15 protein-coding genes are annotated in these 14,673 nt (G+C 61.9%); 7 read left to right on the top strand and 8 right to left on the bottom strand.

The window, feature by feature from the left end; all coding sequences use genetic code 11:
* Positions 1-31: 31 nt before the first annotated feature.
* Together M0D68_RS32495 and M0D68_RS32490 are read right to left on the bottom strand one after the other, a co-directional pair.
* Positions 32-529: a sorbitol dehydrogenase family protein gene (locus M0D68_RS32495; RefSeq protein WP_208620657.1), complete on the bottom strand. Its 498-nt coding sequence runs from the start codon at positions 527-529 to the stop codon at positions 32-34.
* A 386-nt stretch (positions 530-915) separates the two neighbouring features.
* Positions 916-1,794 carry an IclR family transcriptional regulator gene (locus M0D68_RS32490; RefSeq protein ID WP_200619290.1) on the bottom strand — a complete coding sequence of 293 codons (879 nt, stop codon included), beginning with the start codon at positions 1,792-1,794 and terminating at the stop codon, positions 916-918.
* A gap of 303 nt (positions 1,795-2,097) precedes the next feature.
* Between M0D68_RS32490 and M0D68_RS32485 the strand changes: the two genes are divergently transcribed.
* The 7 genes from M0D68_RS32485 (at position 2,098) to M0D68_RS32455 (ending at position 9,019) form a co-directional block, all read left to right on the top strand.
* Positions 2,098-3,189: an ABC transporter ATP-binding protein gene (locus M0D68_RS32485; RefSeq protein ID WP_266226439.1), complete on the top strand. Its 1,092-nt coding sequence runs from the start codon at positions 2,098-2,100 to the stop codon at positions 3,187-3,189.
* On the top strand, positions 3,182-4,096 hold the full coding sequence (locus M0D68_RS32480; protein ID WP_256456776.1) for an ABC transporter permease: 915 nt from the start codon (positions 3,182-3,184) through the stop codon (positions 4,094-4,096). The genes M0D68_RS32485 and M0D68_RS32480 overlap by 8 nt, the downstream gene beginning before the upstream one ends.
* 16 nt (positions 4,097-4,112) lie before the next feature.
* A complete protein-coding gene (locus tag M0D68_RS32475) occupies positions 4,113-4,907 on the top strand; it encodes an ABC transporter permease (protein WP_266226436.1) in 795 nt (264 codons plus the stop codon).
* Positions 4,908-4,930: 23 nt separating this feature from the next.
* Positions 4,931-5,326: a (2Fe-2S)-binding protein gene (locus M0D68_RS32470; RefSeq protein ID WP_266226454.1), complete on the top strand. Its 396-nt coding sequence runs from the start codon at positions 4,931-4,933 to the stop codon at positions 5,324-5,326.
* Positions 5,323-6,756: an NAD(P)/FAD-dependent oxidoreductase gene (locus tag M0D68_RS32465; RefSeq protein ID WP_266226435.1), complete on the top strand. Its 1,434-nt coding sequence runs from the start codon at positions 5,323-5,325 to the stop codon at positions 6,754-6,756. The genes M0D68_RS32470 and M0D68_RS32465 overlap by 4 nt, the downstream gene beginning before the upstream one ends.
* Complete coding sequence (locus tag M0D68_RS32460) at positions 6,749-7,876, top strand: FAD-binding oxidoreductase (protein WP_093634860.1); 1,128 nt, start codon at positions 6,749-6,751, stop codon at positions 7,874-7,876. Before M0D68_RS32465 ends, M0D68_RS32460 begins: the two co-directional genes overlap by 8 nt.
* 96 nt (positions 7,877-7,972) lie before the next feature.
* Complete coding sequence (locus M0D68_RS32455) at positions 7,973-9,019, top strand: ABC transporter substrate-binding protein (RefSeq protein ID WP_093634861.1); 1,047 nt, start codon at positions 7,973-7,975, stop codon at positions 9,017-9,019.
* Here the strand turns inward: M0D68_RS32455 and M0D68_RS32450 are convergent, their stop codons facing one another.
* From M0D68_RS32450 to M0D68_RS32425, 6 genes are all read right to left on the bottom strand, one after another.
* On the bottom strand, positions 9,020-9,319 hold the full coding sequence (locus tag M0D68_RS32450) for a hypothetical protein (protein ID WP_093634862.1): 300 nt from the start codon (positions 9,317-9,319) through the stop codon (positions 9,020-9,022). It abuts the gene before it with no gap.
* A 59-nt stretch (positions 9,320-9,378) separates the two neighbouring features.
* Positions 9,379-10,314, bottom strand: coding sequence for a 2-dehydropantoate 2-reductase (panE, locus tag M0D68_RS32445; protein WP_200652523.1), 936 nt, complete (start codon positions 10,312-10,314; stop codon positions 9,379-9,381).
* A 289-nt stretch (positions 10,315-10,603) separates the two neighbouring features.
* Complete coding sequence (locus M0D68_RS32440) at positions 10,604-11,569, bottom strand: nucleoside hydrolase (RefSeq protein WP_266226434.1); 966 nt, start codon at positions 11,567-11,569, stop codon at positions 10,604-10,606.
* A complete protein-coding gene (locus M0D68_RS32435; protein ID WP_054040364.1) occupies positions 11,566-11,955 on the bottom strand; it encodes a cytidine deaminase in 390 nt (129 codons plus the stop codon). Before M0D68_RS32435 ends, M0D68_RS32440 begins: the two co-directional genes overlap by 4 nt.
* A 20-nt stretch (positions 11,956-11,975) precedes the next feature.
* Complete coding sequence (locus M0D68_RS32430) at positions 11,976-13,253, bottom strand: NupC/NupG family nucleoside CNT transporter (protein ID WP_266226433.1); 1,278 nt, start codon at positions 13,251-13,253, stop codon at positions 11,976-11,978.
* A 193-nt stretch (positions 13,254-13,446) separates the two neighbouring features.
* Entirely contained in the window at positions 13,447-14,631 is a 1,185-nt protein-coding gene (locus tag M0D68_RS32425) for a thiolase family protein (RefSeq protein ID WP_200619311.1), read from the bottom strand.
* Positions 14,632-14,673 lie beyond the last annotated feature (42 nt).

Here is a 14,673-nt window from a genome sequence, read left to right as displayed (position 1 = left end):
AAGTTTCCTTATATTCGACGCGTGAGCGAAATCAGAATTTGGGCATATCGGTGAGCGGCGGGGCGTCGGCATTCCACCCGTTCGGCCCGGACTTCGCATACGAAGGAATCGTCATGACGTCCCGTGTGGGTTGGTACATCAGCGCGTTCTCGTAGGCGAATACCTGGGCATCCGGCGCATCGACCGCCACGCCCATGTACCAGGCGGAGATAATCGAAAGTGCTGTTTCCTTAAGCGGGCCTTCTGGCACGTCGGGGAAAAAGTCCTCCACGATTCGCGCGTCTTTCTTGCTCGCGATGGCGAGAAGGGCCGGCACGTCCTGGGCAAGTGTCGGTCGTAGGGTGGTTAGCGCAGCGACAATGCGCTTGCCGATCTCCGCATCAAGTTGGTGCGGGATCAAGAGCTTCGAGAGCTGCATGAACGGCGTATCGGCTTCGGGCAAGAGCGCCGGCAGCGCCGGACCTGCGGCGAGACTGCCGGCCAGAAGCGTGCCGCCAATGATTACCTTGCGGCGCGACAGGTTGAACATCGACGGAGAGTCGTCACGATCTCGAGCAGGCATATGCTGTCACCTCGCAGCCAGAGAAACTGCAATGGGTTGTTTGGAAGCACGGTTCTACGTCGCGAACAGGAGTAGCCGGCATCAGAAGGCGCCTCGATAGTGCGCCCTGCTGAAAGCGATGCCCGCTTCGGTTGTCGTTGCCGGCATTGATGCAGCCCTCAATTGTTGAGAATAGCTCTTGGGAGCAATCTAGCAAGCGAGATTCGATAGCGGTATTAGATGTTTATGTTGTATCCGCGTGACGCCGTCATGAAAGCCGCCTTGGCAGAACATGACCGGAAGCCAAAAAAATCGAAGGGCATCACGTTATGGCCAGACGTGACGCCCTTTGCGCTTTCAGCTTCAGTTTCGGATTACCCCGCGATCCGCTCCGTAGTCATAGCCCGCGACAAACCATGCATCGGCCGACGCAGCGCGACATCGAAGGGATTGGTTTGCGGGCCGATCGCATCTGCCTGGCGGCGCAGCAACTCGACCACCATCGGCAGACGATCGTCGCCGAGACGCGCCGCCAGCGTGCCCACGCTCAGCGCCGCCACTGCCACTCCGGTGCGATCCAGAATCGGCACCGCCACACCCGCCATGCCGTCGAGCACTCCGCTATTGCGACCCGCGTAACCGAGTTGGCGCACACGCTCGATCTCGGTGCGTAAATACACTTCGTCCAGCACGCCATAGCCGCGAATGCGCGGCACGTTAAAGCGGATGATCTCTTCACGCTCCGCTTCCGGCAGGAACGCGAGAATCGCCAGACTCCCCTGCCCGACACCCAGGGCCACGCGCCCGCCAATATCGCCGGTGAACGAGCGAATCGGAAACGGCCCTTCGCAGATGTCGAGACACACCGCGTCGAAGCTGCTTTTGACCAGCAGAAAAATCGTGTCGCCAAGACTCGCGCACAACCGCAGCAACGCGGGTCGGCACAGCGTGCGCATGCCGCTCGGATTGCCGGCCTGCGCGGCGAGCGCGAAGAAATCGACACTCAGCCGATACAGCTTCGAATTTTCGTCCTGTTCGACGATGCCTTCCGCGATCAGCGCATGAAGAATGCGGTGCACCGTGCCTTGCGTGAGACCCACCGCCTTCGCGAGACGCGTGACGCGGCCGCCGTCGGGTTGCGCTTCGGATAACGCACGGATCACAGCAAAAGCGCGCTCCAGCATCCCCGGGCCGGGTGGACGGCCCGCATCGGCCAGTGCGGGATCGGCATCTCGTTGGGTGGCAGCATTCATCTCAGGTGCTCCGAATTATTTCATTGACCGGAACACTATAGAGGGAATTATCCGTGAATGGAATATTCCCGGCACGCCCGTTCCATTTGCACTTCATTCTGATTCATAGGGATTTTCCGGAGATCATGGAACGGAAGAGTTGATACCAGTCTTGCCGAATATATTCCGTTCATCGGAATTTTTTCTAAACTTATACCGGCAAACGGAATTTGAAATTGACGCCATGCAATTTGGCTGGATAGAGTCGGCTCCATCGAGGCAGTAGCCGATTGAACCGGTGTCGATCCATCCAAAGGCCAGATCATGTCGTTCCTCACACTCACGGACGTAGCGAAATCGTTCGGCGATCTGCAGGCAGTCGCCGACGTGAACCTGTCGGTTGAGAAAGGCGAGTTCGTTTCGCTGCTCGGACCGTCGGGTTGCGGCAAGACCACCACGTTGCAGATGATCGCGGGCTTCGTCGAAACGACGCGCGGCCGCATCACGCTCGACGGCCGCGACATCACGCACATGAAGCCGAACAAACGCGGCCTCGGCATCGTGTTCCAGAGCTACGCGCTGTTTCCGCATATGAGCGTCGCGGACAACGTCGGCTTCGGTCTGGAGATGCGCAACATCGACAAGGCCGAACGCAAGGAACGTGTGCGCGAAGCGCTGGCACTGGTACGGCTCGATACGCTCGCGCACCGTTTTCCGCGCGAGTTGTCCGGCGGTCAGCGGCAGCGTGTGGCGATTGCTCGCGCGATCGTGATCGCGCCGCCCGTGCTGCTGCTCGACGAACCGATGTCGAACCTCGACGCCAAGCTGCGCGAAGACATGCAGTTCGAACTGCGCGCCATTCAACGCAAGATCGGCACGACCACCATCATGGTCACGCACGACCAGTCGGAAGCGCTGTCGATCAGCGACCGCGTAGTGGTAATGGAAGCCGGCCGCATTACGCAGATCGACACGCCGTACGAAGCGTACGAACGGCCAGAGAACAGATTCGTCTCGCAGTTCATCGGCAAGGCGAACATGCTGCCTGGCACCGTGGTGTCGCGCGACGGCGACGCGATCCGCATCGACCTTGGACATGACCTCGCGGAGACAGGCCATACCGCGCAACTGCCGGCGCGCGAACGCGTGATCGGCGTCGGCGACGCGGTCACGTTGTGCATTCGTCCGGAAAAACTGCGCCTGTGCGCGCCGAATGCGGGACGTCTGGCGGCCACCGTGACGAGCCGCTTCTTCCTCGGCAGTCAATGGTTGTACCGCGTGGACAGCCGGCTCGGCGAAGTGCTGGTGTGCTGCCAGAACGAAGGCACCGAGCCGCTGCCGGAAGGCACGGCGGTCGGCATCGACTGGAATAGCGAGGCGATCCGCTTCATTCAACGGGATGCGCATCATGGCTAGTACGCTGCCCGCTTCGAACGACGACAGCGTGAAGACCGGCAACGCGCGCCGCGCCCCGTGGCACGCATTCCTGCCCTTATGGCTGATGTGCGCGCCGGCTTTCCTGTTGTTTGCGACGCTGGTGCTGGTGCCGCTCGTCATGACGCTGGTGCTGACGTTCTACCGCTTCGATCCGGCGAGCGGCCCGCTCGCCGCGTTCCAGTTCGGCAATTACGCGGAAGTGCTGCAATCGTCGTATTTCCACACGATCTTCCTGCGCACCTTCGGCATCGCCTTTCTGACCACCCTGCTGTGCGTCGTGATCGGTACGCCCGAAGCCTACGTCCTGTCGCGCATGCGCGATCCGTATCGCTCGATGTTCCTGTTGATCATTCTCGCGCCGCTGCTGGTCTCGGTCGTGGTGCGCGCGTTCGGCTGGAGCATGCTGCTCAACAGCAACGGTCTCGTGAATCAGGCCTTCGGTCTTATTGGGCTCGGACCGTACAAGCTCGAATACACCACTTTCGCAATCGTCATCGCACTGGTGCACGTGATGCTGCCGTTCATGGTGATTCCGGTTTGGACCGCGTTGCAGAAGCTCGACCCACAAACAGAAAACGCCGCGCTGTCGCTGATGGCGTCGCCCGCCACCACGCTGCGCCGCATCGTGTTGCCGCAACTCACGCCGGGCATTTTGTCGGGCAGCCTGATGGTATTCGGTCTGTCGGCGAGCGCGTTCGCGATTCCCGGCCTGCTCGGCGGACGGCGCCTGAAAGTGGCCGCCACCGCCGTCTACGACGAATTCCTCGGTTCGCTCAACTGGCCGCTCGGCGCGACCATCGCGCTCCTGTTGCTGGTCGCGAATCTGATCGTGATGCTCACTTACTACCGGGTTCTGGAACGCAAGTACACCAGAAGCCTCGGCTGAACCTCGCGAGATCATCATGAGAAAAAACGGCCCCGTCGCGCTGATTTTCCACACGCTCGTGATTGCGTTCGTGCTCGCGCCGCTCGTGATCGTGGTGCTGGTCGCTTTCACGCCCGACGAAACGCTTACGTTACCCACGCACGGCGTATCGCTGCGCTGGTTCCGCGCGATCCTCAACTACCCGGACTTTATCTCGGCGTTTTTCAATAGCCTGAAGCTGGCGTTTGCGTCGGCAACGTTGTCTTTGATCGTCGCTTTGCCTGCCGCGTTGGCCATTGGTCGTGCGCGCTTTCCGGGACGCGGGTTTCTTAACGGCTTATTGCTGTCGCCGCTGGTGATTCCCGGTCTCGTGCTCGGTATCGCACTGCTGCGCTTCTTCGCACTGATCGGCGCGACCGGTTCGTTCGCGTGGCTCGTGCTCGCGCACATGATCATCATCACACCGTTCGTGATGCGGCTCGTACTGGCCTCGGTCAGCGGTCTCGACCGCAGCGTCGAACATGCCGCGCATTCGCTCGGCGCCGACGCATGGACCACGTTTCGCCGCATCACCTTCCCAATGATTCTGCCGGGCATTACCGGCGGCTGGTTGCTCGCGTTCATCAACAGTTTCGACGAATTGACCATGTCGATCTTCGTCACCTCGCCGCAAACCGTCACGCTGCCGGTACGTATGTATATGTACGCGACCGAATCGATCGACCCGATGATGGCCTCCGTTTCCGCGCTGGTGATCTTCATTACGGCCGGCGCGATGCTGCTGCTCGATCGCGTGTACGGGCTCAACCGGATTCTGATCGGCCAGCACTGATGTCTTCTACTGCTCTCTCTAACATGCCGTCGAATTTGCCGTCCTCCGAATCCGCCGTGCCGAAACGCGATGCGCAATTCGTTCGCGTTGCGGAGACGCAGCGTGAACCGCTTAGCTTTTTTATCGATGGCCATGAAGTCACTGCGTTGCAGGGCGATACGCTGCTTACCGCCGTGCTGATGCAACAACGTCGCGTGCGCGAAAGCGAATTCAGCGGCGCGCCGCGCGCCGGATTCTGCCTGATCGGCGCTTGCCAGGATTGCTGGATGCGGACCGAAGAGGGTCTGCGTTTGCGCGCGTGCTCGACGCTGGTGACGCAGGGTATGCGGGTGGTTACTCGGCTCGCTGAGGTTGCTTTCGTTGCCGGTCATGCTTCCGCTGCCAGCTCCGTCGTGACGGCAAACGGAGAAACGCAATGAGCAACGAACACCGTGTGGTGATCGTCGGCGCGGGACCGGCGGGCGTGCGCGCCGCCGAGACACTCGTTGCAGCGGGCGTCAAGCCCATCGTGCTGGATGAAAACGCCCGCTGGGGCGGGCAGATTTATCGTCAACCGCCCGAGAGCGGCGCGTTTCAGCGCTCGAAGAAAGCGCTCTATGGCTTTGAAGCGCACAAAGCCGACGCGCTACATACGACGATGGCCTCGCTGCTTCCGCATCTCGACTATCGCCCCGACACACTGGCCTGGGCTTGTGCACCAGGTCGCCTCGATACGTTGCACGCAGGACGCGAAATCAGCGTGCCGTTTTCGCATCTGATCATCGCAAGCGGCGCCACCGATCGCGTGCTGCCAGTGCCGGGCTGGACACTGCCAGGCGTCTATACGTTGGGCGCGGCACAGGTCGCTTTGAAGGCGCAAGGCTGTGCGATCGGCCAGCGCGTAGTGCTCGCAGGTACAGGACCGCTGCTCTATCTCGTGGCCTATCAGTACGTGAAAGCCGGTGCACAGGTGGTGGCCGTACTCGACACGAGTCCCCTATCGCAGCAGATTGCCGCGGCGCCAAAACTCGCGTGGCAACCTGCTACGTTCGCCAAAGGGCTGTACTACGTCGGCTGGCTAAAGATGCACGGCGTGCGGATCGAACGCGATGTGAACCTGATCGGCATTCGTGGCGACCAAGGCGTGAGTGCGATTGAATGGCGCTCTTCAACCGTTGGCTCGAAGACCGAAACCCTCGCATGCGACGCCGTCGGCATCAGCTTCGGCCTCAAGCCTGAAACCCAACTCGCCGATCTTGCCGGGTGCCGCTTCCGCTTCGATACGCACAACCGTTGCTGGCTACCCGAACTCGACCCGGCCGGCCGCAGCACCGTGCGAGGCATCTATCTGGCTGGCGACGGTGCGGGCATCGCGGGCGCCGACGCTGCCGAACTCGCCGGGCGTCGCACGGCATTGGCGCTACTCGACGACCTCGGCATCGCGCATCCACGTGGTCCCGGCATGCGCGACGCAGCGGCCCTCGACCGCAGCCTGCAACGTATCGCTGTGTTTCGCCAAGGTATCGAAGCGGCATTTGCACCACCGGCAAAATGCGCAGCCCAATGGCCCGACGACATGACCGTGTGCCGCTGCGAAGAAATCGATGCAGGCACCTTGCGGCGCTGCATCCGTGGTGGCGAAGCGAACGAGATCAATCGACTGAAAGCGCTCACGCGTGTCGGCATGGGCCGTTGCCAGGGACGCATGTGCGGCGAAGCGGCATTGACGCTGCTGGCGGAAGAAACCTGCAAACCACTCGAAGACGTAGGCCGCTTGCGTAGCCAGCCACCTGTCAAACCGATTCCGCTATCGCCCGCTATGTATGCCGACGATGTGACCGAGATTCCCGAAGAGGCGCGCGATGAGTGACACCCTGCACTACGACGTGGCGATTGCGGGCGGCGGACTGGTCGGCTCATCGGCAGCGTTGGCGCTCGCGCGGCGCGGCTTGCGCGTGGGCCTGTTCGAGCGGCGCTATTGCGGCGCGCAGGCAAGCGGCGTGAACTACGGCGGCGTGCGCGTCCAGGGGCGACCGGCCGAACAGATGCCGCTCGCCATGCGTGCACGGCGCATCTGGGACGGCTTGCCGGAGCTGATCGGCATCGACGGAGAATTCACCGTGTCAGGACATTTGCGGCTCGCGCGCAGCGAAGCCGATCTTGCCGCGCTCGAAGCATGGGCGGACATGGCGCGCGGCCACGGACTGCAAGCGCAGGTCATCAGCGGCGCCACGTTCCGGCAACGTTATCCGTGGCTGGGCGCGGCAGCCGTCGGCGGCTCGCTTTGTGCGACCGATGGCCATGCGAATCCGCGTCTGGTCTCACCCGCGTTCGCACGCGCTGCACGCGCCGCAGGCGCGGACGTGCGAGAGCAAACCGAACTGACCGATATCCATCACGACGGCACACGCTTCCAGTTGCGTGCCGGTGACACGCGCATCAGCGCCGACTGGCTGATCAATTCCGCCGGCGCATGGGCGAATACGGTTGCCGGGTACTTCGGCGAAACCGCACCGATGAAACCGATCTACCCGAACATGTGGGTCACCGAGCCGCTGCCGCATTTCATCACGCACAACCTCGGCGTGTACGGCGGCGGCATTTACGCACGGCAAGTGGCGCGTGGCAATTGCGTGATCGGCGGCGGGCGCGGACATGGCGACGGCGAATACGGTCAACCCTCGACGGAAACCACCCGCGCCGTGATGCGCGATGCGTGCGCCCTGCTGCCGCCGCTACGCGAGGCGCTGCTGATTCGCACATGGAGTGGCGTGGAAGGCGAGACGCCCGACAGCAATCCGATCATCGGTGCGAGCCGCACGGTACCGCGTTTGCTGCATGCATTCGGCTTTTCGGGCGGCGGGTTTTTGCTGGCGCCAGGGGTCGGCGAAATACTCGCGGATCTCGTGATCGACGGCGCCACGGCCACACCGCTCGACGCTTTTTCGATCAATCGCTTCGCTGCTGTTGCTGCGCCATCCGTCGCCTAGTTATCGCTTATTGCTTACCGCTTACCGCTTTGCTATCGCCCAGTCATCGCCTCGTTATCGCCTCGTTATCGATTAATGAAACTCAGGAGCCCCTCAATGAAACTGTTCAAGACGATCGCGGCGCTGGCCGCATTGTGCGCATTCGGTGCGGCCGCACCGGCATGGTCGGAGACCAAGACCATTTACATCGGCATGAACGGCGGTCCGATGGAAAAGGCCTATACGAGCCAGGTCCTGCCCGACTTCGAGAAAGCCAACAACGTCAAAGTGGTCGTGGTGCCCGGCACCTCGTCGGACATTCTCGCCAAGCTGCTCGCCAACAAGGCCAATCCGCAAATCCACGTGGTGTTTCTCGACGACGGCGTGATGGCGCGCGCGGTCAGCATGGGCGTGTGCAAGAAGCTCGACGATTCGCCGGTGCTCAAGGAGCTCTACCCGTTCGCGCGCATGAAGGACGATATGGGTGCGGGCGTGCAACTCGGCATGACCGGCATTGCGTACAACAAGAAGCTGTTTGCTGAAAAAGGCTGGGCGCCGCCGACTTCGTGGATGGACTTTGCCGATCCGAAGTACAAAGGCAAGGTGGTGTTCCAGTCCGCTTCGAGCAGCACCTTCGGCCTGCACGGCTTTCTGGCGATCAATCGCTTGATGGGCGGCAGCGAGCAGAACGTCGAACCGGGCTTCACGAAATGGGCCACGACAGTTGGCCCGAACGTGGTGGAGTACGTGCCGAACTCAGCGAAGATTTCCGAAATGGTCCAGACGGGCGAAGCGGGCCTGTTCCCGTTGACGCCGACTGCCGTCAGCGATCTGCAGGACAAGGGCATTCCGGTTGGTTATGTGAGTCCGAAGGAAGGTCCGGTGTTGCTGCTCGTCGATCTGTGCGTGGTCAACAACAACCCGGACCCGCAATTGGCGCAGAAGCTCGCGCAGTTCCTGCTGTCCGCGCCGGCTCAGACCAAGGCCGCCGAGGCCGGCAAGCAGATTCCGACCAATCGTCTCGCGAAGATGACGCCGCCGATGCAGCAAAGCCTGGGTAACGTCGACGATATGGTGAAGAAGCTGACCGTGGTGGATTGGGACACGATCAATGCGCACCGCGCGCAGTGGGATACGCGCTGGAACAGGCAGATCGAGCGTTAATCAGAAGATCACCGAAATCGCCACGCCCAGCCAGATTGACAGCACGCCGATAAGGAACATGTGCCGCGCAACCCGGATGCGGACGTCGCTGTTTTCCGGTTCAACGGGGCTCGTCGCCATCCAAGGCACGAGCCCGAGGCAGCCGAAGCCGATCATCGCAAACACGAAGACGAAGACGTCGGACACGTGCCATTTCGTCTGGTCGTACAAGCCCCAGTAGCCGAGAAAGACGATGCCGATCGAGAAGATCGTCGCCGAAGCGGCACTGAGCGCGGGTACGGATCCGGTTGGACTCGGCATGCTTCACCTCCGAAACGTTAGGCTGCTGTTGCCGTCCCCGTCGCCCGCGTTCCCGTCACTCAGGATGTACGGGCCTGCCTTGCTTCATACGTCTTTAGATGACTATAGGCGATACGCAGCAACGATAGGCCGTGCTCGCCCTTCTGCGCATCGCCGCCGCGCGAGATCAGATCGCCAAGAATGTGGTCCGCCTCAGTATGCGAGTGATTTTCGACGTCGCGCAACATCGAAGCTGTTAGCGGCGAAGGTGTAAAGAGTGTTTGGGTAGCTCGAGCGTCGAAGTCCGGGCCCATCGTAAAGCCCGTGTGCTCCGCGACGCCACGGCACTCGCCGAGCAGGTTTTCGATGATGCGCTTGCCATCCGGCGCAGCCAGAATATCGCCGACCGAACCGCGCATCAAGCACGTACTCGCCGCGAGTGTGGCCAGGAACACCCACTTTTCCCACATGCGCAGCAAGATGTTGTCGCTGACCACGGCATCGAAATTCGCGTCGGCCATCGCGTCCGCAATTGCCTCTACGCGCTCGGACGTGCCACCTTCCAGTTCACCGAAGGTGATCGCGTGCGTTTCGTTCAGATGCATGATGTGCTGCTCGGGGCTGAGCGTTGCGGCGATCACGCATTGGCCGCCCAGTACGCGTGACGCACCGAACTTTTCCTTGAGCACGTCGATATGGCGCATGCCGTTGAGCATCGGCAGAATCAGCGTGGATTCGCCGACCAGCGGTGCGAATGAATCAATCGCGTCGTCGAGACTGTAGGCTTTGCAACTGAGCAGCACCAGGTCGAACGGCTCCGCGGCGACACCGGCGAGTATCGTCTTGACGTCGCGCAAGGCGAGATTGCCGCGCGCGCTGTTGATGATGAGGCCGTCACGCGCAAGCTTTTCCGCGCGGCCGGGACGCACGAGGAAGGTCACGTCCTGTCCGGCCGCTGCGAGACGTCCGCCGAAGTAGCCGCCCACGGCGCCCGCCCCTACTACTAGAATTCGCATCTTTTGCCTCTTGATAGATTTGGGTCACGCGCGCCGGGTCGGTATGCCAAGGCCTCGAAAACCGCCTGCGCAGCACGTCTGCAGAAATGTAGCAAAGATTGACGATATGCATCGGCCACAATGGCGGGCCGGTTTGCTGCATTGCACAGCGCCTTCGATGTTTCCGCTTTATTCCTTACGTCAGATCAATCGCCGCGCCGCCAGGCGTTTGCTCGTGCCGGGTTACGTGAAGAGCGGCACTTGAAGAGGCGACGCCCCTACCAAACGGCGGCAGCTTCACAAGATCGCCCTACAACGTACCGCAGATAGTGCGCTCGTAAAGCGCGAGCATCCCGGGCACATCCACGCCCAGGCAGACCGTGCTGTCGGGCCGACTGTCCCAGTCCGGCGCGGGCACCGGCATCGTGGAAGGCTTCTGGATGGTTTGGCCCACGGCAATACCGTCCGTCAGCACCCGTACGGGACCACTGCGAGTCGTATAAAGATGCGGCGCCAGCACGTAAGTGACTGCCGACGAGTCGTGCACGTAAATGCCTTCAAGTTGCGCGCTTTGCTCATGAAAGGCTTCGTAGTGCCGCGACACGTCCCACACGAACTGCCCTGCTGCACCGCCGCGCTCGCGCAGCGACGCCAGATAATCCCGGCTCATGATGGTGCGCTGCGTAACGTCGAGCCCGACGATCACAACCGGCCACGGTGCGCCGAACACGATGTCGGCAGCATCGGGGTCGCCGAGGATGTTAGCTTCCGCCGCCGGCGTCACGTTGCCGAGCACGCCGTCCGTGCCGAACGCGCCGCCCATGATGACCACCTGTTTGACGAGCGGCGCGATCTGCGGATCGTCGGCCAGCGCCAATGCCAGGTTCGTGAGCGGGCCCACCGCGATCAACGTGACTTCGCCGGGATGAGCGCGCACCGTGTCGATAATGAAGCGGTATGCGGGGCGCGCGTCGAGCGCTGCTTCAGCATCGGTTTCGATCGCGATGTTGCCAAGCCCGTTGTCGCCGTGAATCCAGGCGAGCGGTTCGGGTGCCGCACGCTTGAGCGGTGCCGCGGCACCCTGCGCAACCGGCACGCCCGGCGCGAACCGCCCAGCCAGGAACCGCGCATTGCGCGTAGTGGTTTCGATCGTGGCGTTGCCGAATACGCTTGTCAGACCCAGCAATTCGATGTCCGGATGAAGCGCCTGAAAAACGAGCGCCATCGCATCGTCCACACCGGGATCGGTGTCGTAGATAACCTTGTGCTTACTCATAGATAAAACGCGTCCGGCAATTGTTCACGCGCAGTAGTGTCGCGGGTGGCGCCATGCAGATTGCCGAGCCGGATCGGCAATTCGGGGCCGCCCAGTTCGATGATCACCTGGCGGCACGCGCCACATGGAGCAATCGGTCCATCCGTATCGCCGATCACGGCGAGCGCGGCGAACTGGTCGCGCTGATAGCCCGCTGCGATCGCGCTGAAAAACGCCGTACGTTCAGCGCAATTGCACAATCCGTACGAGGCGTTCTCGACATTGCAGCCGTCGAATACGGTGCCGTCTTTGGTCAGGAGCGCAGCGCCGACCTTGAACTTCGAATAAGGCGCATAGGCCTTCTCTCGCGCGACACCCGCGCGTTCCAGCAGTTGTTCCATGTTCATGCAACGATCCTCAATTCGATTCAATTCAGCGTCAGGAACATGCCCGCAATCGTAGCGCTCATCAGGTTCGAGAGCGTCGCGGCGAGCACGACACGCAGGCCGTAGCGCGCGACTTCGGCGCGGCGTTCCGGTGCGACGGCGCTAAAGCCGCCCGTCAGCACCGCAATCGACGCAAAGTTCGCGAAGCCGCACAACGCAAACGACAGAATAGCAAGGGTTCGCGGATCGAGCGCCTGCAAGCCGGCCGCGCTTACGCTTGCGGCATCTTTCAGATACGGCGACAGCGACGCATATGCGACGAATTCATTGAGAATGATCTTCTGCCCGAGGAAATTGCCGGCGATTGCGGCTTCGCTCCACGGCACGCCGATCAGATACGCGAGCGGCGCGAACACCGTGCCGAGCACCGACTGCATCGACAGTTGCGGATCGCCGAACCAGCCGCCTATGCCGCCCACAATGCCGTTGAGCAATGCGATCAGGCTGACGAATGCGATCAGCATCGCGCCGACCATCACAGCGATTTTCAGGCCCACGGTCGCGCCGGAACTCGCGGCTTCAATCACATTTGCGGGGCGTTTTTCATCGAAGCTGAGGTCCTCGAGATGTACACGGCTCGGCTCGGTGGTCGGGTGAATGATCTTGGCGAACAGCAAGCCGCCAGGCACCGCCATGAACGACGCGGCGAGCAAATATTCAACCCGCACGCCAAGGCCCGCATAACCCGCCAGCACCGAGCCGGCAACCGCCGCCATGCCGCTCGACATCACCGCGAACAGTTCGGCGCCGGTCATGTCGCGCGTGAACGGTTTGACCACGGCAGGCATTTCGCTTTGGCCAAGAAAGATCGTGGTAACGGCTGAGAAGGATTCGAGCTTCGATACGCCGAGCAGTTTCTGGAATATCGTGCCGAGCACGATCACGATCCAGCGCATCACGCCGAGGTAGTACAGCACGGAAATGAGCGCGGTCACGAAGATGATGGCCGGCAACACCCGCACGGCGAAAACGAAGCCGCCGTCGCCGAAGACCTGGAACATCTTCGCCTGCACGAGGCCGCCGAACAGGAACTCGATGCCCGCGTTGCCATAGCCGAGTACGTGATTGACGCCGGACGCAGCGGCAGCCAGGACCGTCTTACCAAATGGGACGAAGAGAATGAAAGCGCCGATACCAATCTGCGCAAGCAGCGCCGCAATTACAGTCCGTAAGCGGATGGCGCGCCGGTTGGTTGAAAAGATGAAAGCGATGAGCAGCAGTACGGCAATACCGAGGATGTTTCGAGCGATCAGTGCCATGTCTCTTGGTGTTCTTGTGAAAGTGGCAATGATGCTAAACGAAACTGATGCTGGAGAAAAAACTTTCAACGTCGCGTAACGACTGTCTGCTGCACGGCGCAGCGCGATTGATGCACGTTGCATCTAAACGGCATCAAAACGGTCGCGGCGCGATCGCGGTTCGTGGCACCGCGACGCGCCGCAGCCACCGATCTCAAATCACTTCCAATGCCAGCGCAATCCCCTGCCCGCCGCCGATACACAACGTGACGATGCCGCGTTTCAGGCCGTCGCGGCGCATCGAATGAAGCAGGCGTGTCGTCAACACCGCACCGGTCGCACCGATCGGATGACCGTGCGCGATCGCGCCGCCCTGTACATTGATCAGTTCATCCGCGATGCCGAGTCTGCGCGCCACTGCGATCGGCACGGCAGCGAACGCTTCATTGATCTCGAAGCGTTCAACGTCATTGAGTTGCCAGCCCGCACGGGCCAGGGCCATTTGCACGGCCGGCACCGGACCGAGGCCGAACATACCCGGTTCGACGGCCGCGACGCCAAACGCCACCAGCCGCGCAAACGGCTCGATGCCACGCGACTCGGCGAACCCACGATCAGCGACCAGCATGGCTGCTGCGCCGCTGTTCAGGCCCGGCGCGTTGCCTGCGGTAATCGTGCCGTCCGGACGGAATGCCGGACGCAGTTTGGCGAGCGTTTCAACCGTGGTATCCGGGCGCGGCTGTTCATCGCTCGTGAATTGCTGCGGACCTTTGCGCCCCGGAATTTCGACGGCGACCAGTTCAGCGTCGAAATCGCCGCGCGCCTGCGCTTCGGCAAAACGCTGTTGCGAACGCGCGGCCCAACGGTCCTGCGTTTCGCGCGTGAGGTCGAACTGCGCGACGAGGTCCTCGGTATGCCAGCCCGAATGCTCGCCGGAAAACGCGTCGTTCAGGCCGTCGCGCAGCAGGCTGTCATGGATTTGCGCGTTGCCCATCCGGTAGCCCCAGCGGCCGCCGTCGAGCAGATACGGTGCGCGGTCCATGTTTTCCATGCCGCCGGCCACGGCTGCATCGCCGAGACCAAGCCAGATTTCCTGGGCCGCGGATGCAATCGCCTGCGCGCCCGAGCCGCACACACGATTGACCGTCAACGCAGGCACGGCCACCGGCACGCCGCCGCCAATCGACGCCTGACGCGCCGGATTCATCCGGTTGCCCGCCTGAATCACGTTGCCCAGCACCACCGAGGCCAACGCGGCCGGATCGAGACCGCTGCGCCGCAGCGTTTCACGCACCGCGACCGCGCCGAGTTCGGTTGCGGGTACTTCTTTCAACGATCCGCCGAATGCGCCGATCGGCGTTCTCACCGGATTGCAGATCACTACTTCACGCGTACTCATCATTCATCTCCAGTTGGACTACAACTTTCACCGTCACATCCA

This window comes from Paraburkholderia sp. SEWSISQ10-3 4, from assembly GCF_030464785.1.
In the GTDB taxonomy this organism is placed as follows: Bacteria; Pseudomonadota; Gammaproteobacteria; order Burkholderiales; family Burkholderiaceae; genus Paraburkholderia; species Paraburkholderia aspalathi.
The sequence above is the reverse complement of the archived record's forward strand: the minus strand, read 5'-3'. Positions and strand labels throughout refer to the sequence as shown.

What these genes read in the sequence shown, in the direction of transcription:
- M0D68_RS32495 (WP_208620657.1), bottom strand. Translation starts at nt 529, where the DNA reads ATGTTCAACCTGTCGCGCCGCAAGGTAATCATTGGCGGCACGCTTCTG.
- M0D68_RS32490 (WP_200619290.1), bottom strand. Translation starts at nt 1,794, where the DNA reads ATGAATGCTGCCACCCAACGAGATGCCGATCCCGCACTGGCCGATGCG.
- M0D68_RS32485 (WP_266226439.1), top strand. Translation starts at nt 2,098, where the DNA reads ATGTCGTTCCTCACACTCACGGACGTAGCGAAATCGTTCGGCGATCTG.
- M0D68_RS32480 (WP_256456776.1), top strand. Translation starts at nt 3,182, where the DNA reads ATGGCTAGTACGCTGCCCGCTTCGAACGACGACAGCGTGAAGACCGGC.
- M0D68_RS32475 (WP_266226436.1), top strand. Translation starts at nt 4,113, where the DNA reads ATGAGAAAAAACGGCCCCGTCGCGCTGATTTTCCACACGCTCGTGATT.
- M0D68_RS32470 (WP_266226454.1), top strand. Translation starts at nt 4,931, where the DNA reads ATGCCGTCGAATTTGCCGTCCTCCGAATCCGCCGTGCCGAAACGCGAT.
- M0D68_RS32465 (WP_266226435.1), top strand. Translation starts at nt 5,323, where the DNA reads ATGAGCAACGAACACCGTGTGGTGATCGTCGGCGCGGGACCGGCGGGC.
- M0D68_RS32460 (WP_093634860.1), top strand. Translation starts at nt 6,749, where the DNA reads ATGAGTGACACCCTGCACTACGACGTGGCGATTGCGGGCGGCGGACTG.
- M0D68_RS32455 (WP_093634861.1), top strand. Translation starts at nt 7,973, where the DNA reads ATGAAACTGTTCAAGACGATCGCGGCGCTGGCCGCATTGTGCGCATTC.
- M0D68_RS32450 (WP_093634862.1), bottom strand. Translation starts at nt 9,319, where the DNA reads ATGCCGAGTCCAACCGGATCCGTACCCGCGCTCAGTGCCGCTTCGGCG.
- panE (WP_200652523.1), bottom strand. Translation starts at nt 10,314, where the DNA reads ATGCGAATTCTAGTAGTAGGGGCGGGCGCCGTGGGCGGCTACTTCGGC.
- M0D68_RS32440 (WP_266226434.1), bottom strand. Translation starts at nt 11,569, where the DNA reads ATGAGTAAGCACAAGGTTATCTACGACACCGATCCCGGTGTGGACGAT.
- M0D68_RS32435 (WP_054040364.1), bottom strand. Translation starts at nt 11,955, where the DNA reads ATGAACATGGAACAACTGCTGGAACGCGCGGGTGTCGCGCGAGAGAAG.
- M0D68_RS32430 (WP_266226433.1), bottom strand. Translation starts at nt 13,253, where the DNA reads ATGGCACTGATCGCTCGAAACATCCTCGGTATTGCCGTACTGCTGCTC.
- M0D68_RS32425 (WP_200619311.1), bottom strand. Translation starts at nt 14,631, where the DNA reads ATGAGTACGCGTGAAGTAGTGATCTGCAATCCGGTGAGAACGCCGATC.